Origin of the sequence: Phenylobacterium sp. (assembly GCF_013911965.1) — a bacterium.
GTDB lineage: Bacteria > Pseudomonadota > Alphaproteobacteria > Caulobacterales > Caulobacteraceae > Phenylobacterium.
On record NZ_JACESE010000009.1, the window covers coordinates 102,999 to 124,759 of the forward strand.

The 21,761-nt window shown below is 70.8% G+C and carries 22 protein-coding genes; 15 read left to right on the top strand and 7 right to left on the bottom strand.

The genetic code is table 11. The annotated features are described in order from the left end of the window. Positions 1 to 4: 4 nt before the first annotated feature. On the bottom strand, positions 5 to 481 hold the full coding sequence (locus H2041_RS10990; protein WP_293412568.1) for a helix-turn-helix domain-containing protein: 477 nt from the start codon (positions 479 to 481) through the stop codon (positions 5 to 7). 87 nt (positions 482 to 568) lie between these two features. On the opposite strand from H2041_RS10990, the gene H2041_RS10995 reads away from it, so the two are divergent. Both H2041_RS10995 and H2041_RS11000 read left to right on the top strand, forming a co-directional pair. Then, complete coding sequence (locus tag H2041_RS10995; protein ID WP_293412570.1) at positions 569 to 1,315, top strand: SDR family oxidoreductase; 747 nt, start codon at positions 569 to 571, stop codon at positions 1,313 to 1,315. Between the two features lie 17 nt (positions 1,316 to 1,332). Beyond that, the gene (locus H2041_RS11000; RefSeq protein WP_293412572.1) at positions 1,333 to 1,935 is read left to right on the top strand and encodes a 2-hydroxychromene-2-carboxylate isomerase; all 603 of its coding nucleotides are present in this window, start codon (positions 1,333 to 1,335) and stop codon (positions 1,933 to 1,935) included. 3 nt (positions 1,936 to 1,938) lie between these two features. Here H2041_RS11000 and H2041_RS11005 read toward each other — a convergent pair whose 3' ends face one another. Further along, positions 1,939 to 2,709 (bottom strand): bifunctional 2-polyprenyl-6-hydroxyphenol methylase/3-demethylubiquinol 3-O-methyltransferase UbiG, encoded by a 771-nt coding sequence (locus H2041_RS11005; protein WP_293412574.1) that lies wholly within the window; start codon positions 2,707 to 2,709, stop codon positions 1,939 to 1,941. Between the two features lie 132 nt (positions 2,710 to 2,841). Between H2041_RS11005 and H2041_RS11010 the strand changes: the two genes are divergently transcribed. The 7 genes from H2041_RS11010 to H2041_RS11040 all read left to right on the top strand — a co-directional run bounded on the left by H2041_RS11010 (position 2,842) and on the right by H2041_RS11040 (position 12,068). After that, on the top strand, positions 2,842 to 3,519 hold the full coding sequence (locus H2041_RS11010; RefSeq protein ID WP_293412576.1) for a LemA family protein: 678 nt from the start codon (positions 2,842 to 2,844) through the stop codon (positions 3,517 to 3,519). Then, positions 3,516 to 4,325 carry a YgcG family protein gene (locus H2041_RS11015; protein WP_293412578.1) on the top strand — a complete coding sequence of 270 codons (810 nt, stop codon included), beginning with the start codon at positions 3,516 to 3,518 and terminating at the stop codon, positions 4,323 to 4,325. Before H2041_RS11010 ends, H2041_RS11015 begins: the two co-directional genes overlap by 4 nt. Before the next feature lies 1 nt (position 4,326). Next, positions 4,327 to 5,022, top strand: a complete 696-nt coding sequence (locus H2041_RS11020) for a TPM domain-containing protein (RefSeq protein ID WP_293412580.1) — start codon at positions 4,327 to 4,329, stop codon at positions 5,020 to 5,022. Positions 5,023 to 5,091: 69 nt separating this feature from the next. Then, on the top strand, positions 5,092 to 5,553 hold the full coding sequence (locus H2041_RS11025) for a (2Fe-2S)-binding protein (protein ID WP_293412582.1): 462 nt from the start codon (positions 5,092 to 5,094) through the stop codon (positions 5,551 to 5,553). Positions 5,554 to 5,556: 3 nt separating this feature from the next. Next, positions 5,557 to 7,737, top strand: a complete 2,181-nt coding sequence (locus H2041_RS11030; RefSeq protein ID WP_293412584.1) for a xanthine dehydrogenase family protein molybdopterin-binding subunit — start codon at positions 5,557 to 5,559, stop codon at positions 7,735 to 7,737. 14 nt (positions 7,738 to 7,751) lie between these two features. Beyond that, complete coding sequence (locus H2041_RS11035) at positions 7,752 to 11,078, top strand: carboxyl transferase domain-containing protein (protein WP_293412586.1); 3,327 nt, start codon at positions 7,752 to 7,754, stop codon at positions 11,076 to 11,078. 57 nt (positions 11,079 to 11,135) lie between these two features. Beyond that, positions 11,136 to 12,068 (top strand): hypothetical protein, encoded by a 933-nt coding sequence (locus H2041_RS11040; protein WP_293412588.1) that lies wholly within the window; start codon positions 11,136 to 11,138, stop codon positions 12,066 to 12,068. 20 nt (positions 12,069 to 12,088) lie between these two features. On the opposite strand, the gene H2041_RS11045 is transcribed toward H2041_RS11040, so the two are convergent. Next, on the bottom strand, positions 12,089 to 12,496 hold the full coding sequence (locus tag H2041_RS11045; protein ID WP_293412590.1) for a helix-turn-helix domain-containing protein: 408 nt from the start codon (positions 12,494 to 12,496) through the stop codon (positions 12,089 to 12,091). Between the two features lie 71 nt (positions 12,497 to 12,567). Between H2041_RS11045 and H2041_RS11050 the strand changes: the two genes are divergently transcribed. Both H2041_RS11050 and H2041_RS11055 read left to right on the top strand, forming a co-directional pair. Next, positions 12,568 to 12,894: a nuclear transport factor 2 family protein gene (locus H2041_RS11050; RefSeq protein ID WP_293412592.1), complete on the top strand. Its 327-nt coding sequence runs from the start codon at positions 12,568 to 12,570 to the stop codon at positions 12,892 to 12,894. After that, entirely contained in the window at positions 12,891 to 13,679 is a 789-nt protein-coding gene (locus H2041_RS11055) for an SDR family oxidoreductase (protein WP_293412594.1), read from the top strand. The genes H2041_RS11050 and H2041_RS11055 overlap by 4 nt, the downstream gene beginning before the upstream one ends. A gap of 52 nt (positions 13,680 to 13,731) precedes the next feature. Here H2041_RS11055 and H2041_RS11060 read toward each other — a convergent pair whose 3' ends face one another. The 4 genes from H2041_RS11060 to H2041_RS11075 all read right to left on the bottom strand — a co-directional run bounded on the left by H2041_RS11060 (position 13,732) and on the right by H2041_RS11075 (position 18,307). Then, positions 13,732 to 15,108, bottom strand: a complete 1,377-nt coding sequence (locus tag H2041_RS11060) for a VWA domain-containing protein (RefSeq protein WP_293412596.1) — start codon at positions 15,106 to 15,108, stop codon at positions 13,732 to 13,734. A gap of 18 nt (positions 15,109 to 15,126) precedes the next feature. Next, complete coding sequence (locus tag H2041_RS11065; protein ID WP_293412598.1) at positions 15,127 to 16,095, bottom strand: MoxR family ATPase; 969 nt, start codon at positions 16,093 to 16,095, stop codon at positions 15,127 to 15,129. Positions 16,096 to 16,208: 113 nt separating this feature from the next. Then, complete coding sequence (locus tag H2041_RS11070) at positions 16,209 to 17,153, bottom strand: alpha/beta hydrolase (protein WP_293412600.1); 945 nt, start codon at positions 17,151 to 17,153, stop codon at positions 16,209 to 16,211. Between the two features lie 68 nt (positions 17,154 to 17,221). Next, positions 17,222 to 18,307 carry a hypothetical protein gene (locus H2041_RS11075; protein ID WP_293412602.1) on the bottom strand — a complete coding sequence of 362 codons (1,086 nt, stop codon included), beginning with the start codon at positions 18,305 to 18,307 and terminating at the stop codon, positions 17,222 to 17,224. 189 nt (positions 18,308 to 18,496) lie between these two features. Here H2041_RS11075 and H2041_RS11080 point away from each other — a divergent pair, with 189 nt between their 5' ends. The 4 genes from H2041_RS11080 (at position 18,497) to H2041_RS11095 (ending at position 21,750) form a co-directional block, all read left to right on the top strand. Continuing rightward, a complete protein-coding gene (locus tag H2041_RS11080; protein ID WP_293412604.1) occupies positions 18,497 to 19,771 on the top strand; it encodes a cytochrome P450 in 1,275 nt (424 codons plus the stop codon). Next, positions 19,771 to 20,802: a phosphotransferase family protein gene (locus H2041_RS11085; RefSeq protein WP_293412606.1), complete on the top strand. Its 1,032-nt coding sequence runs from the start codon at positions 19,771 to 19,773 to the stop codon at positions 20,800 to 20,802. Before H2041_RS11080 ends, H2041_RS11085 begins: the two co-directional genes overlap by 1 nt. Then, on the top strand, positions 20,799 to 21,245 hold the full coding sequence (locus H2041_RS11090; RefSeq protein ID WP_293412608.1) for a hypothetical protein: 447 nt from the start codon (positions 20,799 to 20,801) through the stop codon (positions 21,243 to 21,245). Before H2041_RS11085 ends, H2041_RS11090 begins: the two co-directional genes overlap by 4 nt. 97 nt (positions 21,246 to 21,342) lie before the next feature. After that, the gene (locus H2041_RS11095) at positions 21,343 to 21,750 is read left to right on the top strand and encodes a Zn-ribbon domain-containing OB-fold protein (protein ID WP_293412610.1); all 408 of its coding nucleotides are present in this window, start codon (positions 21,343 to 21,345) and stop codon (positions 21,748 to 21,750) included. Positions 21,751 to 21,761 lie beyond the last annotated feature (11 nt).

A 21,761-nucleotide genomic window follows, 5' to 3' on the forward strand; every position in this document is an offset into this window, starting at 1 on the left:
GCGCTCAGCGATTGAGCGGCGCGGCGCGGGCGACCGCCCCGGGGCCCGGCCGCGCTTCGACGTCGCGCGCGGCGACCGGCTCGCCGCACTCGGAGCAGACCTGCACGGCGTGGAAGTCGCAGCCGCAGCCCTTGTGCCGGCGCAGGATCGGCGGGCCCTCCTCTCCGGCGTAATGGCGGTCGCCCCACTCCACGAGCGCCATGATCACCGGGTGCAGATCCAGCCCCTTGGCCGTCAGCCGATATTCGTGCCGCACCGGCCGTTCCTGATAGGGCCGGCGCTCCAGCACGCCCTCGGCCGCGAGCAGGTTCAGCCGCTCGGCCACGATGCTGCGGGAGATGCCGAGCCGCGCCTGAAAGGCCTCGAACCGCCGCACGCCGAGGAAACAGTCGCGCAGGATCATCAGCGTCCAGCGGTCGCCGATCACGGCCAGGGTGCGCGCGACGGAGCAGGGTTCGCGGCTCAGTTCTTCCCACTTCATCGGCGGCCTCCGGTTGGCGGCGCATGATCCCATTGACTCCGTCCGGATTCAATACGAACGTCAGTCCAGAAACCGAACGGAGTAGCCATGTCGCAGCCGCAGGATCGCGCCGGAGCCTGTCTCGTGGTCGGCGCCGGCGACGGGCTGGGCGGAGCGACGGCCCGCGCCTTCGCCGCCGAGGGCCTGACGGCCTGCGTCACGCGCCGCCCGCGGCGCCGCGACGCGCTGAACGCGCTGGCCCGCCAGATCGAAGAGGCTGGAGGGAAGGCCCGGGCCTACGGCGTGGACGCCCGGGAGGAGGGCGAGATGATCGCTCTCTTCGATGAGATCGAGGCCGATGTGGGTCCGCTGGAGGTGGTGGTCTTCAATATCGGGGCGAACGTGCGCTTTCCCATCCTGGAGACCACCAGCCGGGTCTTCACCAAGGTGTGGGAGATGGCCTGTTTCGCAGGCTTCCTCACCGGACGGGAGGCGGCGCGGGTGATGCTGCCGCGCGGGCGGGGCACGATCATCTTCACCGGCGCGACCGCCTCGGTCCGCGGGCGCGAGGGGTTCGCCGCCTTCGCTGCGGCCAAGCACGGCCTGCGCGCCGTCGCGCAGAGCCTGGCGCGGGAGGTGGGGCCGCAGGGCCTGCACGTGGCCCATGTGGTGATCGACGGAGCGGTCGACGGCGTGTTCAGCCGCGGGAACATTCCCGACGTGGAAGAGCGGGCGGCGCAGGATCGGATTCTGAACCCCGCCGACGTCGCCGCGGCCTATGTGGCGCTGCACCGCCAGCCACGAAGCGCCTGGACGCACGAGCTCGATCTTCGTCCGTGGGCGGAGAAGTGGTGAGCGAAAGGAGGTCGGCCGTGGCCAAGACCCTGGAATTCCTCTTCGATTTCGGCAGTCCCAATGTCTATCTGGCCTGGAAGGCCTTGCCGCCGATCCTGCGGCGCACGGGCGCCTCGCTGCAGGTGACGCCCATCCTGCTGGGCGGGCTGTTCAAACTGACCGACAACCGCTCGCCGGTGGAGGCCTTCGCCGGGGTGAAGGGCAAGCTGGCCTATGAGAACCTGGAGACGCAGCGGTTCGTGGCGCGGCACGGCCTGTCCGCCTTCCGCATGAATCCGCACTTCCCGGTGAACACCCTGCTGATCCAGCGCGGCCTCGTGGCGGCCGGGCGCGCGGGCGTGGCCGAGGCCTATCGGGAGGCCGTCCTCGCCGCCATGTGGGAGCAGGGGCTGAAGATGGACGACCCGGCGGTGGTCGCCCAGGTTCTGGACGCTGCGGGTCTGGATTCCCGCGTCCTTCTGGAGGCGACCCAGGACCCGGCGGTGAAGGCCGAGCTGATGGCCGCCACCGAGGCCGCCGCCGCCCGCGGGGCGTTCGGCGCGCCCACCTTCTTCGTCGGCGCGGAGATGTTCTTCGGCAAGGACCGGCTGGATCAGGTCGAGGCCGAGCTCGCCGCCTGACGCTCAGGGGCGCCGGAACACGTGGACGTCGCCCACCTGGCCCAGGGCGATGAGATCGCCGTCCGGCTCCAGGCCCGCGGAACGGGCGAAGGGCGCCGGATCGGCGGCGTAGTAGGTCAGGCGCTCGCGCGAGGACGCCTGCACCCGTCCCTGGGCGTCGCGGACCTGATAGTCGAGCACCTGGTCGAAACGGCCGATCTCCGGCCGCGCGCGCCGGTCGTGGACGAAGACCAGCAGTTCCTGACCCTGGTCGTTGAAGGGCGCGCGCAGCACGGGCCGATCGGGCGGCGGCGCCGGGGCCGCGGCCAGCCTGTCGGCCCGGGGGAGGTGGAAGGCGGCCCGGCCGCCGGGCGCCAGCCGCGCCGCCACGCCCCCGAAGACGTTCTTCCAGGCGGCGCCCGCCGGCAGGTGGGCGAGGCCGAAATAGGGGCAGACGATCGCATCGAACGGCCCTGGAACCGACAGGGCGGCCATGTCGCCCCGCACGAGGGTCACCCGCGCGGCGATCTCCGGCGGCGCCGCCTGGCGCCGCGCCTCGGCCTGGGCGAGCATGAGGGGCGAGAGGTCGAGGCCGACCACCGTGAAGCCGCGCTCGGCCAGGGCCAGGCAGACGCGGCCCGTGCCGGCGCCGAGCTCCAGAACGCGGCCGCCCTCGGGCGCGAGGCGCGCATAGATGTCGACGTCCCCGGAGAGGTCCGGGTCGAGCGCCGTGGTCAGGTCGTAGAAGGGCGCCGACAGACCGCCGGGCGAATAATAGGGTTTGACCTCGGCCATTTTCACTCCCTGGACGTGAAGGAGAGGCCGCGCCTGAGGGAAAGGCAAGGTCCGGCATTGCGCCCGCTCAAGGCGCAGCCCACATTCCCCCGCGAAACTGCGCCTTTCAGGTTCGAACTCGGAGCGCCCGCCTTGAAAAGTCTCGCCGCCCGTCTCGCCCGCGCCGCCGCGCTGGTCCTCCTGCCGCTGGCGCTCGCCGGCTGCGGGATCAACACCATTCCGACCAAGGACGAGCAGGCCAAGGCGGCCTGGGCCGAGGTGCAGAACCAGTATCAGCGCCGGTCCGACCTGATCCCCAACCTGGTGGCCACCGTTCAGGGTTACGCCGACCAGGAACAGGAGGTGCTGACCGCCGTCACCGAGGCCCGCGCCTCGGCGACCCAGGTGCAGGTGGACGCCTCCACCATCACCGATCCCGAGCAGTTCCAGCGCTTCGCCCAGGCCCAGGACCAGCTCACCGGCGTGCTGGGCCGCCTGATGATGATCCAGGAGCGCTATCCCGAGCTGCGCTCGAATCAGAACTTCCTGGCCCTGCAGAGCCAGCTGGAAGGCACGGAGAACCGCATCGCCATCGCCCGGCGCGACTACAACGAGGCCGTCCGCGACTACAACACCGAGATCCGCACCTTCCCGGGGGCGATCTGGGCCAACACCGTGCACGGCTGGGCCGAGCCCATGCAGACCTTCGAGGCCTCGCCCGCGGCCCAGACCGCGCCGACCGTGTCCTTCGACCAGCCCGCGGCGCCGGCCGCCCAGCCTGCGCCTGCACCGGCCGCTCAGCCCGCGCCTGAGCCCGCGCCGGCCCAATGACGCTTCTGGCCCGCGCCGTCCGCGGGCTGGCGCTTTCGGTGGTTCTGGCCTTCGCCGGGGCCCCGGCGGCCCTGGCGGCGCCGACCTTTCCCGAGCTGACCGGCCGCGTCGTCGACGGGGCCGACATCCTCTCGCCCCAGGCCGAGACGCAGCTCACCGGCGAGCTCGCCGCCCTGGAGGCCCAGACCGGCCGCCAGCTGGTCGTGGTCACGCTTGCGGACCTGCAGGGCTATGAGATCGAGGACTATGGCTATCAGCTCGGCCGCGCCTGGGGCATCGGCCAGGCTGAAACCGACTCCGGCGCCCTCTTCATCGTCGCGCCCAACCAGCGGAAGGTGCGGATCGAGGTCGGCTACGGCCTGGAGCCGATCCTGACCGACGCCCTGTCGTCCACCATCCTGCAGCGCATCGTCCTGCCCGAATTCCGCGAGGGGCGGATGGAGGCGGGCGTCGTCGCCGGGACCGAGGCCATCATCCGCCAGCTCGGCCTGCCGGAGGAGGAGGCGCGCGCCCTCGCCGCCCAGGCCGCCGAGCGGCAGGCGAGTCACGACGACGGCGGCGTCGCCGTGCCGATCATCTTCGTCCTGTTCATCGTCTTCTGGATCATCGGCGGCTTCATGGGCGCTTTCGGCCGGGGCCGGCGCCGGCGGGGCGGCCTCTGGTGGCTCCTGCCGCTGCTGATCTCCAGCGGCGGCCATCGTCATCGCGGCGGAGGCGGCGGCTTCGGAGGCGGCTCCTTCGGCGGTGGAGGCTTCTCCGGCGGGGGCGGCTCCTTCGGCGGCGGCGGATCCTCGGGGAGCTGGTGAGATGTTGAACGACGAAGATCGCGCCAAGGTGAAGGCCGCCGTCCGCGCGGCCGAGCGGCGCACCACCGGCGAGCTCTATTGCGTGATCGCCGAGGAATCCTCCGACTATCGCGAAACCCCCTTCATCTGGGCGGGCCTCGCCGCCCTGGCCGCGCCCGCCATCCTGCTGCTGGCCGGGGTCGAGGTCTCCGTCCCTGACGCCTTCGTCCCCTGGACCGCGGCCCAGGCCGGGGCGGCGGCCGAACAGGCGGTGCGCGGCGCCCTGACCATGGCGCTGGTGCTCCAGGCGGGCCTGTTCGTCGCGGTGGCGGCGATCGGCTCGATCACGCCCTTCCGCCGCTTCATGACGCCGCGCAGCGTCAAGCAGGACCGCGCCCGACGCCGCGCCGAGGAGCTGTTCCTGGCCAAGAACCTGCACCAGACGCGGGAGCGGACCGGCGTGCTGGTCTTCGTCTCTCTGGCCGAGCACGCCGCCGAGATCCTGGCGGACGAGGGAATCTCGGCGGTCGTCGAGCAGGCCGAGTGGGACGCCGCCGTCGCCGCCCTGGTGGCCGAGGCCCGCGCCGGGCGGCCGGCCGATGGCCTCGCCAAGGCCGTCGAAATGGTGGGCGACATCCTCGCCCGCCGCTTCCCGGCCGACGCGACGGACAACCCCAACGAGCTGCCCGATTCCGTGGTGGAGCTGCCGGCGCTCTAACGGCCGTTTACACCGCCGCTTCCGCGCCCGTACTCTTTCCGACGAGGAAACGACAACAGGGGACGGGGCATGGCCTACCAGCTCAACGTCAATGGCCGGGCCTATGAGGCCGACGTGGAGGCGGACACCCCGCTGCTCTGGGTGCTGCGCGATACGCTGGGCCTCGTGGGGACCAAGTATGGCTGCGGCATCGCCCAATGCGGCGCCTGCACCGTCCATGCGGACGGCGCGCCGATCCGCGCCTGCGTGACCCCGGTCGAGGCGGTCGGCGGGGTCCAGATCACCACCATCGAGGGCGCGGCGGCGCTGGAGCCGGGCGCCCGCGTCCAGCAGGCCTGGCGCGAGCTCGACGTGGCCCAGTGCGGCTACTGCCAGCCGGGCCAGATCATGTCGGCCACGGCGCTGCTCACGGCGAATCCGAAGCCCACCGACGCCGACATCGACGCGGCCATGGCCGGCAACCTCTGCCGCTGCGCCACCTATGTCCGCATCCGCGCCGCCATCAAGCGCGCCTCGGGCCAGGAGGTCTGAACCATGGGCCTCATTCCCACCTTCACCCCCTCGCGGCGTGCGATCCTGGCCGGCGGCGGCGCCGGCGGTCTCGTCCTGGCCTTCAGCCTGGCCGGCAGGAACGCTGCGGCCCAGGAGGCCGGCAAGCTCAACGCCTTCGTCCAGATCGCGCCGGACGGCTGGGTGACCATCGTCTCCAAGAACCCCGAGATCGGCCAGGGCATCAAGACCTCCCTGCCGATGCTGATCGCCGAGGAGCTGGACGTGGACTGGGCGCGCGTGCGCACGGTCCAGGCCGACAACGATCCGGAGGCCTATGGCCGCCAGTTCGCCGGCGGCAGCATGGCCACCCCCCTGCACTGGGACCAGCTGCGCCAGGTGGGCGCGGCCGGGCGCGCCATGCTGATTTCCGCCGCGGCCGCCGACTGGGGCGCGCCGGCGGACGAGCTCTCCACCGAACCGGGCGTGGTGGTCCACGCCGCCTCCGGCCGCCGGGCCGACTACGGTTCGCTGGCCGCCAAGGCCGCGACCATGCCTGCGCCTGCGCTCGACAGCGTGCCGCTGAAGGACGCTTCCCAGTACCGCATCATCGGCAAGCCCACCCCGCAGGTGGACGTCGACGCCATCGTCACCGGCCAGCCCCTGTTCGGCATCGATATGCGTCTGCCGGGCATGCTCTATGCGACCTATGAGAAGGCCCCGGTCTTCGGCGCCAGGGTGGCCAGCGCCGACCTGGCGGCGGCCAAGGCGGTGAAGGGCGTGCGCGACGCCTTCGTGCTGGAGGGCGGCGAGGAGTTCGACGGCCTCGCCCCCGGGGTGGCGGTGGTCGCAGACTCCTGGTGGCAGGCGCGCAAGGGCCGCGAGGCCCTGAAGGTGAAGTGGGCCGACCATCCGACCGCGTCTCAGTCCAGCGCCGGCTACGCCGCCCGCGCCCAGGCGTTGGCGGGCGGCGCGCCCGGAAAGACGCTGCGCCAGGACGGCGACGTGGCCGCAGGTCTGGCCGCGTCCGCCAAGACGGTGGAGGCGGAGTACTTCTACCCCTTCCTCAGCCATGCGACGCTCGAGCCGCAGAACTGCACGGCCCACTTCCACGATGGCAAGATGGAGATCTGGGCGCCGACCCAGCTGCCCGAGCCCGGCCGTCAGATCGTGGCCAAGACGCTGGGCCTGAAGCCCGAGGACGTCATTGTCCACATGACGCGCATCGGCGGCGGCTTCGGCCGCCGGCTGATGAACGACTACATGGTCGAGGCCGCGGCCATCGCGCACCGCACCGGCGCGCCGGTGAAGCTCGTCTGGACGCGCGAAGACGACATGCGCCACGACTTCTACCGCCCGGCCGGCTTCCACTTCCTGCGGGGCGGGGTGAGCGCCGACGGCAAGATCGCCGCCTGGGCCGACCATTTTGTCACCTTCGGCCAGGGCGAGGAGACCGCCCGCAGCGCCGGCATGGCCCCGACCGAGTTCCCGGCGCGGTTCGTCGACAACTACCGGCTCGACGTCTCGATGATGCCGCTGGGCGTGCCCACGGGGCCGCTTCGGGCGCCGGGCAGCAACGCCATCGCCTTCGTGGTGCAGTCCTTCATCGACGAACTGGCCCATGCCGCCGGGGCCGACCCCGTGGCCTTCCGCCTGCAGCTCCTGGGCGACCGGGGCCTGGTGGGCGAGCCCGGCCGTGGCGGCTACGACGCCGGCCGCATGGCCGCCGTCCTGCGTCTGGTGGCGGAGAAGTCCGGCTGGGACCAGAAGCCGTCGGAGCCGCGCCGCGGCAAGGGCGTGGCCTTCCACTACAGCCATCTCGGCTATTTCGCCGAGGTCGCCGAGGTGGCGGTCGGCGCCGACGGAGCCGTGCGGGTGGAGAAGGTCTGGGTCGCCGCCGATGTGGGCCGCCAGATCATCAATCCGCTGGGCGCGCTCAACCAGATCGAGGGCTCGGTGATCGACGGGATTTCGGAAATGTCCGGCCAGATCACCATCGCGGGCGGCGCGGTCGAGCAGGGCAATTTCGACACCTTCCCCCTGTTGCGCATCGATGCGGCGCCGGTGATCGAGACCCACTTCATCAAGAGCGACAATCCGCCCACGGGCCTGGGCGAACCCGCCCTGCCGCCGGTGGTCCCGGCCGTGGCCAACGCCATCTTCGCGGCCACCGGCAAGCGGATCCGCAAGCTGCCCCTCGACCCGACCCAGCTCGCCGCCAGCTGAGCGGCGGCGAGACCATGCGTCGCATCCTGATCGCCAACCGCGGCGAGATCGCCATCCGCATCGCCCGGACGGCGGCGGAGATGGGGCTGGCCGCCGTCGCCGTCCATCCGGCCGATGACGCCCAGTCGCTGCACGTGCGCCGGGCCGATGCGGCCGTGCTCCTGCCGGGGCAGGGGCCGGCCGCCTATCTCGACATCGCCGCCCTGGTTCAGGCCGCCAAGGACGCCGGCTGCGACGCCGTGCATCCGGGCTACGGCTTCGTGAGCGAAAACCCCGACTTCGCCCGCGCCTGCGCCGAGGCCGGCCTCACCTTCATCGGGCCTTCGCCGGAGACGCTGGCCCTCTTCGGCGACAAGGCCCGCGCCCGGGCTCTGGCCCGGCAGGCCGGCGCGCCTGTCCTGCCGGGCACGGACGGCGAAACCTCTCTGGACGAGGCGACCGCCTTCCTCGCCGCTCTGGGCGAGGGCGCCTGCGTCATGGTCAAGGCTCTGGCCGGCGGCGGCGGGCGCGGCATGCGTCCGGCCGCCTCGGCCGAGGACCTGGCGGCGGCCTTCGAACGCTGCGCCTCGGAGGCCCAGGCGGCCTTCGGCGATCCCCGTCTCTATGTGGAGCAGTTTCTGCCGCGCGCGCGCCATGTGGAGGTGCAGATCGCCGGCGACGGGACCGAGATCGTCCACCTGTACGACCGCGAATGCAGCCTGCAGCGCGCCCGGCAGAAGGTGGTGGAGATCGCGCCCGCCGCCATGATCCCGCAGGCGGTCCGCGAGCGCCTCTTCGCCGCCGCCGTCGCGCTCGGCCGCGCCGCCGGCTATCGCGGGCTCGGCACCATCGAGTTCCTGGTCGAGGGCGAAACCGCCGTCTTCATCGAGGCCAACGCCCGGCTGCAGGTCGAGCACACGGTGACCGAGGAGGTCCTCGGCCTCGATCTCGTCCGCCTACAGATTGAGTTAGCGCAGGGGCGCGGCCTGGCCGAGCTTGGCCTGACGCAGGACAGGGTCCCGCCGCCGCGCGGCTGCGCCATCCAGGCGCGGGTGAACCTGGAGAGCCTGACGCCCGACGGCCAGGTGCGGCCCTCGGGCGGGACGTTGTCGGCCTGTGATCCGCCCTCGGGACCCGGCGTGCGGGTCGACGGCTACGGCTATGCCGGCTACCTCACCAATCCGCGCTACGACTCGCTGCTGGCCAAGGTGATCGTGCAGGCCGGCGATCTGCCGGCCGCCGCATCCAAGGCCTATCGCGCCCTGTCGGAGTTCCGCATCGCCGGCGCTGCGACCAATATCGGCGTCCTCCAGAGCCTGCTCGCCCACCCGGCGGTCCGCGACGGAGAGATCCATACGCGCTTTGTCGAGGAGCATCTCGGCGACCTCCTCGGCGGCGAGCATCCGCAGCTCTATTTCCAGGAGACGGGCGGTCCGCGCCGGGCCGGCGCCGCCGTGGATTCCAGCGATCCCCTCGCCGTCCTCGCCCACGGCAAGGTCGAGCCCGCGGCGTCGGCGGAACGGCCGGCGCCCGCCGACGGTCCCGCCGGTACGGAGGCCCTGCGTGCGCCCTTGCAGGGGACGGTGATCAGCCTCTCGGCCAGCGTCGGTCAGACGGTGCGCCGGGGCGAGGGGCTGCTCGTCATGGAAGCCATGAAGATGGAGCACGTGATCGCCGCCGAGACGTCCGGCGTGGTGCGCGAGATCACGGTCGCCGAGGGCGAGACCGTCTTCGAGGGCCACCCGCTCGCCTTCATCGAGCCGGTCGAGGGGCTGGCGGGCGCGGGCGAGGCGGCCGAGGCCGTCGACCTCGACGCGGTCCGGCCCGACCTCGCCGAGGTGCTGGACCGGCAGGCCCGCACCCGCGACGCCGCAAGGCCAGAGGCGGTGGCGCGGCGGCGCAAGACCGGACAGCGCACGGCGCGGGAGAATATCGACGACCTGTGCGATCCCGGCTCCTTCACCGAGTACGGATCCCTGGTGGTGGCGGCCCGCCGCCGCCGAAACACCATGGACGAACTGATCGCCCAGACGCCGGCCGACGGCCTCGTCATGGGCCTGGGCCAGGTGAACGGCGAGCGCTTCGGCGAGGAGCGCGCCCGCTGCGCGGTGCTGTCCTACGACTACACCGTGCTGGCCGGCACCCAGGGCGCCCACAATCACGAGAAGCTCGACCGCATGGCCGAACTCGCCCTGCGCTGGAAGCTGCCGACGGTCTTCTTCACCGAGGGCGGCGGCGGGCGGCCCGGCGACACCGAGGGCGGCGGCTTCATCCGCGGCTTCGAGTTCTGGGGCCGTCTGTCGGGCGCCGTGCCGCTGGTGGGCGTCGTCTCCGGCCGCTGCTTCGCCGGCAACGCCGCCATCCTCGGCTGCTGCGACGTGATCATCGCCACGAAGGACACGGCGCTCGGCATGGGCGGGCCGGCCATGGTGGAGGGCGGCGGCCTCGGCGTCTTCCGGCCCGAGGAGATCGGTCCCCTCGACGTCATGCAGAGGAACGGCGTCATCGACGTGCTGGTGGAGGACGAGGCCGCCGCCGTCGCCGCAGCCAAACAGTACCTCTCCTACTTCCAGGGCCCGGTCGCCGACTGGACCTGCGCCGACCAGCGGCTCCTGCGTCGGGCTATCCCGGAGAACCGCCTGCGGGTCTATGACGTCCGGGCCCTGATCGAGACCCTGTGCGACGAGGGCTCGGTTCTGGAGCTTCGCCCCCGCTTTGGCCTCGCCATGGTCACCGCCTTCGGGCGGATCGAGGGCCGGCCGGTGGGGATCATCGCCAACAATCCCCAGCACCTGGGCGGGGCCATCGATTCCGAGGCCTCCGACAAGGCCGCCCGCTTCATGCAGGTCTGCGAGGCCTTCGACATCCCCATCGTCTCCCTGTCGGACACGCCGGGCAATATGGTGGGGCCGGAGGCGGAGAAGACCGGCCTCATCCGCCACTGCTCGCGCCTCTTCGTCATCGGCGCCAACCTGACCGTGCCGATCTTCTCGGTCATCCTGCGCAAGAGCTACGGCCTGGGGGCCATCGCCATGACCGGCGGCTCCTATCAGGCGGCCATGTTCTGCGTCGCCTGGCCCACGGGCGAGTTCGGCGGCATGGGCCTGGAGGGCTCGGTCAAGCTCGGCTACCGCAACGAACTGGCCGCCATCGAGGACCCGGCCGCCCGCAAGGCGAGGTTCGACGAAATGGTCGCCGCCGCCTACGCCCGCGGCAAGGCCCTGGCCCGGGCCACAACCCCCGAACTCGACGACGTCATCGACCCCGCCGACACCCGCCGCTGGATCGTCGCGGGGCTGAAGTCGCTGCCGCCGGTCCCGCCGAGGACGGGCAAGAAACTGCCGTGGATCGACGCTTGGTGAAGCAGGCGTCGTTCTCTATACGTTCTCGCCGCGCATAGGCTGCAGCGGACGGGCGAAATGGGCGTGAGGCTGGACTGGCTGGCGGTGCGGGCGGGGAGGCGGAAGGCGCTTCTCGATCGTCTGGATCTCGAGTTGGCCGGCGAGGTGAGCCAGGAGGTCGGCGAGGGACTGGTGCTGGCCACGCTGCCCTCCGGGTGGCTCGTCCTGGTGGGCCCCCACGATGACCCCGCCATTCTCCCCAACATCGGGCCTGCGTCCGAAGCCTGCGGCGAGGGCTTGGGCGGCCAGGTCGTCGAATCGGTCGGTTACAGCCGTCTGCAGCGCTACGAGGCCGGCCGAATGCTGTGGTCGCTGGCCTCGGGGGCGTCGACGGGCATTTCTGAACGTTCCGGTGCGCCGCCGCCGCTGCCCGAGGATTGCGCCACGCCGTTCGAGGCTGTGCTCGCCCTGTCGGAGAGTCTATGCGGCTATCGTCCTGGCGAGACGTCGGGGTTGGCTTGGCGACGCCTTGTCCGCCGCGGCGCTGCGCGGCCTGCCAATGGTGGCGGCGCGTTGCTCCAGAGGATGCGGATCGAGCTGATCCCCTTACTTGAGGACCTCGGCTGGAGCGCGCCGCCCGTGCCGAAGATGGCGGACGCTGGCGTTATCACCCGCGAGCTTGGCGACCATCGACAGACGATCTGGTTCGAGTACGCCAGCGGACGCGAGACCTACATCCGCGTCCACTTTGAGAGCGCCGACGCGCAGGACGGCGACAGTCGCGGCGAACTGGGTTTTGTGGGCGCGCCGCGGAAGGAGCCTCTGCCGGTCTGGAAGCGCTTCACCTGGAAGCGGCTGGCCGAGCTCTCAAACTACCCGCCTGGGCCCGCCGACCCCATCACCGCGGCGCTCGACCGCGCCCGGGAGGAAATCCAGGTCGCCGACGCCTACCTGAGGACCGGCGCGCCCGACCGCCGCATCTACGTCACTCAACGCTGGCCGCAAGCCTGATCAACGGCGGCTGTTGAGCATCAGCGCTCGCCGGCCGGCTCCACCAGCCATTCCCTGACCTCGGGCGGGGCGGCTTCGGCCCAGACGAGCAGGGCGTCCAGGGCGGGGCAGAGGGTCTGGCCCCAGTCGGTGAGGTGGTATTCCACGCGGGGCGGGACCTCGTGGTGGACGATGCGGGCGACGACGCCGTCGGCCTCCAGCTGGCGCAGCTGCTGGATCAACATCTTCTGCGAGACGCCCGGGATCGCCTTCTCCAGCTCGGAGAAGCGCCGCCGCTGTCCGCCGAACAGCTGGAACAGGATGACCAGCTTCCAGCGGCCCTCAAGGATGCGCAGGGCGTTCTGCACGCTCCGCGCCCCGCCCGCGGGCGTGTAGTCCGGGCGCTTACTTTTTTGTGGGTTCCCCACTTTTTCGTCGGTTCTTGTCATGCGGAAAGCCTGAACGCACCTCTGCCGGAGAACAAGGCCGCACGGCGGCCCGACCGGATGGAGATTGAACCATGAATGCGCTTCCCGAACCCGTCGCCCGCTATCCGAAGGCCAGCGCCGAACTGGACGCGCAGGGCGCGCTTTCGCCCTTCGCCCCCGATGCGGTGGTGGTCGACGAAGGCCGCACGCACAAGGGGACGGCCGAGATCGCCGACTGGATCGCCCAGGCGGCCGTTGCGGTGAAGGCCCGTCCGGCCGTTCTCTCCGCCGACTTGGAGGACGGGGCGCACCTCGTCCGCGCCTCGGTGTCGGGCGACTTTCCCGGCAGTCCGGTCGAGCTGACCTTCCGCTTCCACCTCTCGCCGGACGGCATCTCGCGCCTGGAGATCCGGCCGTGAGCGGCGCGCCGGGTCTGGAGTTCGAGGGGCGGCGGGTCGTGCTGACGGGCGGCGGCGCCGGCGCCGGTCACGCCGTCTTCCGCAGGCTTTCGGCCGCCGGCGCCCGCGTGGTGACAGCCGGGCGGTCGGATGCCGTGGAGGGGCTCCCGCCTGAGGCCTACGTGCAGGCGGACCTCACCACCGCGCCGGGTGTCGCAGCGTTTGTGGACGCCGCGCTCGACCGCCTCGGCGGCGTCGACGCCGTGATCCACGTGGTCGGCGGCTCCAAGGCCCCGGCCGGCGGTTTCGCCGCTCTGGACGACGCCGAGTGGGCGAGCGAGATCGACCTGAATCTGATGACGGCGGTGCGGCTCGACCGCGCCCTGGTTCCGCACCTGATCGCCCAGGGCCATGGCGTCGTGGTTCATACCGGCTCGATTCAGAGCCGCATGCCGCTCTACGACGCCACGATCGCCTATGCCGCGGCCAAGGCGGCGCTGACCACCTACAGCAAGGCGCTCGCCAACGAGGTCGGGCCCAAGGGCGTGCGGGTCAATCTCGTCTCGCCCGGCGGCATCAACACCGACGGGACGAAGCGGCTGGTGCGGCGGCTGGCGGAGCAGTCAGGCCGCGGCGAGGCCGAGGCGATGAAGGACCTGCTGGCGGCGCTCGGCGGCGTCCCGCTCGGCCGCTTCGCCGAGCCGGGGGAGGTGGCCGAGCTGATCGCCTTCCTCGCTTCCGACCGGGCCGCCGCCATCCACGGGGCCGAGTTCGTCATCGACGGCGGGACCCTGCCGACGGTTTAGGAGCTTCAGGACGCGCGTTCCGACAACCGATTCCCGCTTTTCGGAACGCGCGTCAGTGCGGCACGTACTGGCGCAGGACGTCTTCGATGATGCGTTCGAGCTGGTCGAGCGTGTTGCAGGTCTTGGCCAGGTGGCAGAAGGGCAGGTAGCGGGTCATGACGCTGTCGCCCTGGCTCCAGTAGCTCTCCGGCTCTGGATTGAGCCAGATGACCGAGCGGGACCGCTCGTGAATGGTGCGCATGATGTCCAGGCGCGGGTCGGCGTAGTTGGAGCGCGCGTCGCCCAGGAAGATCACCGTGGTGTGGCGGTCCAGGCTGTCGAGATGGTTCGCGGCGAAGTCCTCCAGCGCCTTGCCGTAGTCGGTCTGCTGGAAGCCGATGCGCTTGAGCACCTCCAGGATCGCCTTGTCGACGCCGTGCTCGTCCAGGATCTGGTTGACCGGAATCATCCGTCCCGAGAAGGCGAAGGCGTCCAGGCGGTCGACCACCTCGTTCAGGCTGTAGAGGAAGGTCAGCAGGAACTGGGCCGCGGCGGCCACCGACTTGGAGACGTCGCAGATGGCGACGATCTTGGGCTTGTCGACGCGCTCGGTCTTCCAGACGACGTTGAACGGCACGCCGCCATAGGCCATCGACTGGCGCAGGGTGCGGCGGACGTCCAGGTGGCCCTTCCTGGCCCGGTTGCGGCGGCGGGAATAGCGGTCGGCCAGACGCTTGGCCATCTTGCGGACCACCGCCTGCATCATCTGCAGGTCGACCGGATCGATGCCGCCCTCGGCGTTCAGCGCCTTGCGGGCCAGGAGCTCTTCGCGCAGCTGGCGGCCGCTCTCGGCGGCGTAGAGATCGTGCTGGCGCTGGACATAGCGCTGGGCCTCGGCCGTCAGCGCCCGCTTGCCGGCCTCCAGCCGTTTGGCCAGGCCTTCGCCGCCGGGGTCTTCCAGCTTGCGCGCCTGGGCGATGATCTTCTCGATCTCGGTGATTCCCAGCTCGTCCAGCAGGCGCCGCGTCAGGCGGCTCTTCTGTGTGGACAGGCGGATTTCGGAGACCTGCGCCTCCTGGCCCGCCTTCTCGATGGCCTGGGCGAGGCCGTTGGCGTCGCCCTGCAGGATCATCTGGGCGATCTGCGAGCCGGCGGCCTCCTCGGAGACGTCCTCCAGCTTGGCCTCAGGCTCGGAGTCCTGGCCCTGCTGCGGCGGCGGCTCGCCCATGTCGAAGGCCGAGCGAGCGAAGAAGTTGTCGAAGGCGCGGTCGAACCGCGCCACCTCCTCTTCGCTCTTGGCGAGCGTCGCGCACAGCGCGTCCTTCAGCAGCTCGCGGTCGGCGTAGCCCACGCGCGCCACGGCTTCGTGGGCGTCGATGGCCTCGGCCGGGGAGACGCCGACATCCGCGGCCCGGAGCGCGCGGATGAAGTCTTCCATCTGATGTTGCATGGGCGTCGGCCCCTTACGTCAGGCGCTGGCCTCGGCGGTGCGCAGAAGCTCGCTCACCTGCGGCTCGACGGCCTGGATGTCCTGCTCGAACTTCAGGATCACGTTCAGCGTGTCGCGCACCAGGGCCGGCTCCAGGCTGTCGGCGTGCATCAGGATCAGCGCCCGGGCCCAGTCCACCGTCTCGGAGATGGAGGGCGACTTGCGCAAATCCAGTTCGCGCAGGGCGTGGACGAAGCCGACCAGCTGGTGGTTCAGGCGCGCTTCGATGTCGGGCACACGGCTGGCCACGATCTGGCGCTCCAGGCTCGCCTCCGGCAGCGGTATGTGCAGGTGCAGGCAGCGGCGTTTCAGGGCGTCGCCCAGGTCGCGGACATTGTTCGACGTCAGGAAGACGATGGGCGGCGTCTTGGCCTTGATCACGCCCAGCTCCGGCACCGAGGCCTGGTAGGCCGACAGCACTTCGAGCAGGAAGGCTTCGAAGGCCTCGTCCGACTTGTCGATCTCGTCGATCAGCAGGACGCAGCCGTCGTCCTCGCGCAGGGCCTTCATCAGCGGCCGGGGCTCGAGGAAGGGCTCGGAGAAGAACATGTCGCCCATGCCGTGCAGGCGCTCCATGGCCTCGTCCATGCCCTGGGCGTCGGCCAGTTCGGCGCCCATGCGGTCCTTGAGGATCTGGGTGTAGAGGAGCTGCTTGCCGTATTTCCACTCGTACAGCGCCTTGGACTCGTCGAGGCCCTCGTAGCACTGCATGCGGATCAGCGGCAGGTCGAGCAGCTTGGCGGTGGACAGCGCCAGCTCCGTCTTGCCGACGCCGGCGACGCCCTCGACCAGGATGGGCTTCTGCAGGTTCACGGCCATGTAGAGGGCCGTGGCGATGCGCCGGGAGGCGATATAGCCGACGCCGGCGAGGCCCTCGATCAGGGTCTGTACGGAGGCGAAGGCGTTCGCCGACGGCTCGCTGTTCGCCGCCTGAGCCAAAATCGTCAAAGTCTCAAACTTTCAAAATGGGCGCGGCCGTCAAAGCGGCGCGCGGAAAGACGTTCAATTCCGCGATTGTGCCAACCGGCGCGCCCTCTGCGCAACCCCGCTCGCCAACCGGTTCAGGGCGCGTCGGTCAGGAAGTCGAGAATCGCCTTGCGGGATTCCGGCTCGTCCAGGGTTGGCGCATGGCCGGTCTCGGCCACCTCCAGCCGACGCATCTGCGGGGCGGCGGCCTGCATCCGGTCGGCCGTGGCGGATTTGAGCAGGTCCGAGGTCGCGCCGCGGATGAGCAGCAGCGGACGAGCCACCGAGAGCGCGGTGAAGAGCGGCCACAGATCGGCCGAGGGCTGCGACTGGCCGGGGGGCAGGGGGCTGAAGGCCTCGGCGATGGCCGGGTCGTAGTCGGGCATCAGCCGGCCGGGCGCCTCCTCCCGCCAGGTCCGGCGGGCGAAGGTGATCCATTCGGCGTCGCTCAGGCGGGGCAGGGCCTCGCCGTTGACGGCCCGGGCGCGCATGGCGGCCTCGGTCCAGGTCGCCGCCGGTTCCACCTTGCCCACATAGCCGGCGATCCGCGTCAGGCCTTCGGCGGCGATCTCGGCCCCGATGTCGTTCAGCACGGCGCCGGCGATCAGGTCCGGCCGCAGGGTCGACAGCGTCATGGTGATGATGCCGCCCATGGAGGTGCCGACGAAGATGGCGCGGGAGATGCCCGCCGCGCCCAGCAGGGCGGCCACGTCGCCGGCATAGACGGCCGGATTGTAGTTGCTGACGTTCGGGTCGCGCGCCGACTGGCCCCGGCCGCGCATGTCCAGCGCCAGGACCCGGCGGCCGGCGGCGGCGATCGCCGGCGCCAGACCCTCGAAATCCTTCGAATTGCGCGTCAGACCGTGCAGGCAGACGACCGGCAGGCGGGCTTCCCCCTCGGCGCCGGCATAGTCGCGGGAAAACAGCGACAGCCCGTCGGGCGAGGTCCAGCGGCGTGCGACGCCCGCCGGCGCCGCCGGCGCCGCCGGCTGCGGCGCGGCCGCCGCGCCCCCGAACATGCGCTGGAAGATGTTCGCCATGGCCGTCTCCCCGATCTGCCCCTCAGGGCGGCCATCCTGACAGGTTTCCGGCCCCGGCGCGCGTGTCTTCAGCCCAGGCCGTAAGGCTTGTAGGGGCCGGCGATGAGCTGCTCGAAGATCCCCGTCCCCGTCTGCTCGGCGCCGTCCGGACGGGCCATGGTCACCTTCGACAGGGCCTGGATGTGGACGTTCTCGGGCGCGGCCATGTCGGCGGCGGCGAGATCGATGGCCTCGCGCTCGACGACCAACTCGCCCTTGTAGGCCCCGTGCCGCCAGGCCCCGGAATAGCCGATGCCGCGCATCAGGAAGGTGAGGATCGGCTCGAAGCGGATCCTCGCGACACCCTCGGGCAGGGGCAGTTCGAGCACGCCGCCCTTGGCGTGGCGGGTTCCGGGCGCAAGCTCGACCGCCGTCATTCGGGCGGCCTCGGTCACATGGCCCTCGCCCTGGGCCGCGCCGTCGGGCAGCACGACGGCGCGCGTGTTCCAGGGCGTCCCCTGCGGGTCGGCGTTGACGTGGAAGAAGACGCTCTCGCGCTCGAAGTTCAGCGGCGTCCACTGCCAGAAGAAGCCCATGAGCGCGGGGTCGAGCGGGACTGGCGGCTGCGGGTCGGGCGCGCCGACGGGCCGCACGCCCCAGGAGCGGTCCCGCGTGCCGACGCTGCCGGCCGGCAGGTCGCGCCGGTCGCCGTCGACGGCGATCCAGCCTTCGCAGCGGACGTTCTGGGTCAGGCGCGTATAGTCCATGAAGGCCCGCGGCCCCATGCGCCGGATGAAGCGCGGCTCCTCGATGGGGAAGGCGCGACCGGTGAAGGTGATCTCGGCTTCGAGCCCCTCGCCGTTCACCTTCACCTTCAGCACCTGGAGCGGCTCGACCACCTCGATGGTGATGGGACCGACGGTCAGGTCCAGGCGCTCCGAATACAGGATCTTCGAGGCGTGCAGGCAGTGTTCGATCCCGTCGCGGATCACGGCGAAATGGGCGTCGGCCACGTTCAGGTGCGGATAGACGCCGAACGCCACGGCGAAATAGGTCGCGCCGTCGGGGCTGTAGCCGTTGAAGAAGTAGCGGTCGTAGAAGTTCCGGTCCGTCCCCGCATAGGCCACCGGCTCCGGCGTCTGATGGATGGGAAAGTCGTCGGCCTTGGTCAGCATGGGCGTCCTCCGGATGGCTCATTAGTTCTAGGGCGCTCGATTGTCGGTATTGCGACGCCGCGCTCGGCCGCAGTATCAAGTGAACCAAGATAACAAGACAAGGGAGGCGGCGTCCGCTGCCGTCGCGTAAGGAAATGGCTGCCGCAGGGTCAGCATTCCGTCGCGTCAAGCGGGCCCGGGAAGAGGACCATGACTGAGGACGCTGCGCGCATCCCAGATGAGCATGCGCAAACTCTGGTCGATCCCAAGGCGTATGCCGACGGACGCATCCATGAAACCTATGCCTGGTTGAGGGCGAACAACCCGTTCGGCCGCGCCTATCCGGAGGGGTTCGAGCCCTTCTGGGTGGCCACCAAGCATGCCGACATCCTGGAGATCAGCCGGCAGAACGCCCTCTTCCTGAACGGCGACAAGTCGCCGACCATCGTCAATGCGGAGACCGACAAGCGCATCCGCGAAATGACCGGCGGAAGCCCGCACCTGCTGCGGACCCTCATCCACATGGATGAGCCCGACCACATGAAGTACCGCACCCTGACCCAGGCCTGGTTCATGCCCCAGAACCTGCGGAAGATGGAGGAGCGCATCCGCGGCGTGGCCAGGGCGTCGGTCGAGCAGATGGCTGCGACCGGCGGCAAGTGCGACTTCGTCCGCGAGGTGGCGCTGCACTACCCCCTGCGGGTGATCATGGAGATCATGGGCGTGCCGCCGGAAGACGAGCCGCGCATGCTGATGCTGACCCAGGAGCTGTTCGGCGCCGCCGACCCCGAACTGGCGCGCAAGGAAGAGCCCGATCCCGCCGGCAAGCTGACGCCCGGCGTCATCACCGACTTCTTCGAGTACTTCCGCAAGCTGTCGGCCGACCGCCGCGCCCATCCGGGCGACGATCTGGCCAGCGTCATCGCCAACAGCCAGATCGACGGCCAGCCGATCTCGGAGTTCGAGGCGATGAGCTACTACATCATCGTCGCCACGGCGGGGCACGACACCACCTCCTCCTCGACGGGCGGCGCCATCTGGGGGCTGGCGGAGAACCCCGGCGAACTGGCCAAGCTGAAGGCCGATCCCTCGCTCATCCCCGGCCTGGTGGACGAGTCCATCCGCTGGACGACGCCGGTGAAGACCTTCATGCGCACGGCCGCCGAGGCCACCGAGATGGGCGGGCGCCGGCTCGATAAGGGCGACTGGCTGATGCTCTGCTACGCCTCGGGCAACCGCGACGAGGAGGTCTTCGACGACCCGCAGGCCTTCCGCGTCGACCGCAAGCCGAACAGGCACCTGGCCTTCGGCTACGGCGCCCACCTGTGCCTGGGCCAGCACCTGGCCAAGATGGAGATGCGGATCCTCTGGGAGGAGCTGATCCCGCGCCTTCAGTCCCTGGAGCTGGCCGGCGAGCCGGCCATGTCCCAGGCGGTGTTCGTCAACGGGCCCAAGACCCTGCCCATCCGGTTCTCGATGGCCTGATGGACGAGGCCGAGCTCACCCCGCGGCTGGCGGCCTATATCGCCGGCCGCATGCCGGAGGCGCGCGACGTCGCCGTCTCCGACATGAACCGCATCACCGGCGGCGCCTCGCGCCAGACCTGGCGCTTCACCTGCGCCTGGACCGACGGCGAGGGCCGGCGGCGTTCCCGCGGCTTCATCCTGCGGCGAGATCCGGCCGACAGCCTGATCGACACCGAACGCCGCGTGGAGTTCGAAGCCTATCGCGCCTTTCGCGGTTCGGCCGTGCCGGTGCCCGAGATGCTGTGGCTGGAAGAGGGCGACGAGGCCCTCGGGAGCCCCTTCTTCGTGGCCGAGGAGATCGCCGGCTTCCAGGCGGGTACGGGCGCCCTGTTCGCCCCGCCCTATCTCGACACCCTGCCAGAGCTGGGCCGGCGGAAGTGGACCATCCTGGGGGAGATCGCCAAGGCCGACCCGGCCAGGATCGGCCTGGCCGACGTCCTGCCGGCGGTGGCGCCGGACGCCTGCTGGTCGCGCGAACTCGACCACTGGGAGGGCGTGCTCGATTCCGACGAGACCGAGCCCCTGCCCATCATCCGCGCCGCCATCCGGTGGTTGCGCGCCAACCCGCCGCCGCCGGCCCAGAAGGTCGGCGTGGTGCATGGCGACTACCGCACCGGGAACTTCCTGTACGACGCGGCCGGCGGCATCCACGGCATCCTCGACTGGGAAATGTGCCACCTCGGCGATCCGCTGGAGGATCTGGGCTGGAGCTTCAATCCCGTCTGGTCCTTCGGCCAGGGCAAGCCGGGCGGCCTCCTGCCGCGCGAGGCGGCGATCGCCGCCTGGGAAGCCGCGTCCGGCCTGCGGGCCGAGCCCCAGGCGCTGAAGTGGTGGGAGCTGTTCGCCTGCGTGAAGGGCCAGGCCATCTGGGTCTCCAGCGCCAGGGCGTGGATGGACGGCGCCAACCGCGATCCGATCCTGGTCTATCCCGCCTGGGCCCTGATCAACGCCCAGGACCGGGCGGCGCTGAAAGTGATGGGACGTCTATGAAACCCTCTGCTCCCCAGGTGCTGGCCGACCTGGCCGGCCTCTCTATGCGCAACGCCGCGCCCGATGTGGCGCCGGCCGCGCGCGCGGGCCAGCTGGGCCTGGCGGCCCTGCTGCTCGGGCTCGCCGCCGAGATGTGGGACGGCGCGGCGGACATTCTCGTGCGCGAGAACGCCGCCCTGCGCGCCCTGCTGGCCGACGGGGCGGCCCTGTCGGAGGACGGCGCCCGCCGCCGCTGGCTTTCGGAACTCTCCGCAGGCGGCGACGGCGGCCTGCGGATCTCCGACCTGGAGGCCGCCAACGCCGAGCTGAAGGTGGCGCTCATCGCGCTCCACGCCGAAGTGGAGCGGCGGAGCGACGAGGCTGCTCGCGACCTGGAGGCGCGGGTCTGGGATGAGCTCGCAAGGTCGACGGAACGCCGGAAGCTCTCGGGCTCGCCCTGCTAAGCCGGTCGACAAGCGGCCCGCTCTCGTCTTTTCTGGCGCCCGCCCGGCCGTCAGCGCCGGGATTTATCAGATTCATTCATTGAGGGATGGAGACGTAATGCCGCCTCGCATGTTGCCGGAGCCGACTCCGGAGACCCAGCATTTCTGGGACGGGACCCGCAACGGGGAGCTGCTGCTCCAGCGTTGCAAGGAGACCGGTGAAGCCTATTTCCCCCCGCGCCCCTTCTGCCCCAAGACGGGCTCGCGCAATGTCGAGGTGTTCAAGGCCAGCGGCCGCGGCACGCTCCACTCCTACGTCATTAACCACCGCCCGCGCCCCGACATGGGGACCGAGCCCTACGCCATCGCCGTGGTGAAGCTCGAGGAAGGGCCGAAGATGATGACCAATATCGTCAACTGCCCCCAGACGCCCGAGGCGCTCGTCCTCGACATGCCGGTGGAGGTCGTCTTCGAGAAGATGAGCGACACCATCACGCTGCCGTTCTTCCAACCGGCGAAGGCCTAAGGGGCGACACC

What these genes read in the sequence shown, in the direction of transcription:
- H2041_RS11035 (WP_293412586.1), top strand. Translation starts at nt 7,752, where the DNA reads ATGCGTCGCATCCTGATCGCCAACCGCGGCGAGATCGCCATCCGCATC.
- H2041_RS11005 (WP_293412574.1), bottom strand. Translation starts at nt 2,709, where the DNA reads ATGGCCGAGGTCAAACCCTATTATTCGCCCGGCGGTCTGTCGGCGCCC.
- H2041_RS11075 (WP_293412602.1), bottom strand. Translation starts at nt 18,307, where the DNA reads ATGCTGACCAAGGCCGACGACTTTCCCATCCATCAGACGCCGGAGCCG.
- H2041_RS11085 (WP_293412606.1), top strand. Translation starts at nt 19,771, where the DNA reads ATGGACGAGGCCGAGCTCACCCCGCGGCTGGCGGCCTATATCGCCGGC.
- H2041_RS11030 (WP_293412584.1), top strand. Translation starts at nt 5,557, where the DNA reads ATGGGCCTCATTCCCACCTTCACCCCCTCGCGGCGTGCGATCCTGGCC.
- H2041_RS11040 (WP_293412588.1), top strand. Translation starts at nt 11,136, where the DNA reads ATGGGCGTGAGGCTGGACTGGCTGGCGGTGCGGGCGGGGAGGCGGAAG.
- H2041_RS11025 (WP_293412582.1), top strand. Translation starts at nt 5,092, where the DNA reads ATGGCCTACCAGCTCAACGTCAATGGCCGGGCCTATGAGGCCGACGTG.
- H2041_RS11090 (WP_293412608.1), top strand. Translation starts at nt 20,799, where the DNA reads ATGAAACCCTCTGCTCCCCAGGTGCTGGCCGACCTGGCCGGCCTCTCT.
- H2041_RS10995 (WP_293412570.1), top strand. Translation starts at nt 569, where the DNA reads ATGTCGCAGCCGCAGGATCGCGCCGGAGCCTGTCTCGTGGTCGGCGCC.
- H2041_RS11015 (WP_293412578.1), top strand. Translation starts at nt 3,516, where the DNA reads ATGACGCTTCTGGCCCGCGCCGTCCGCGGGCTGGCGCTTTCGGTGGTT.
- H2041_RS10990 (WP_293412568.1), bottom strand. Translation starts at nt 481, where the DNA reads ATGAAGTGGGAAGAACTGAGCCGCGAACCCTGCTCCGTCGCGCGCACC.
- H2041_RS11060 (WP_293412596.1), bottom strand. Translation starts at nt 15,108, where the DNA reads ATGCAACATCAGATGGAAGACTTCATCCGCGCGCTCCGGGCCGCGGAT.
- H2041_RS11020 (WP_293412580.1), top strand. Translation starts at nt 4,327, where the DNA reads ATGTTGAACGACGAAGATCGCGCCAAGGTGAAGGCCGCCGTCCGCGCG.
- H2041_RS11095 (WP_293412610.1), top strand. Translation starts at nt 21,343, where the DNA reads ATGCCGCCTCGCATGTTGCCGGAGCCGACTCCGGAGACCCAGCATTTC.
- H2041_RS11080 (WP_293412604.1), top strand. Translation starts at nt 18,497, where the DNA reads ATGACTGAGGACGCTGCGCGCATCCCAGATGAGCATGCGCAAACTCTG.
- H2041_RS11045 (WP_293412590.1), bottom strand. Translation starts at nt 12,496, where the DNA reads ATGACAAGAACCGACGAAAAAGTGGGGAACCCACAAAAAAGTAAGCGC.
- H2041_RS11050 (WP_293412592.1), top strand. Translation starts at nt 12,568, where the DNA reads ATGAATGCGCTTCCCGAACCCGTCGCCCGCTATCCGAAGGCCAGCGCC.
- H2041_RS11070 (WP_293412600.1), bottom strand. Translation starts at nt 17,153, where the DNA reads ATGGCGAACATCTTCCAGCGCATGTTCGGGGGCGCGGCGGCCGCGCCG.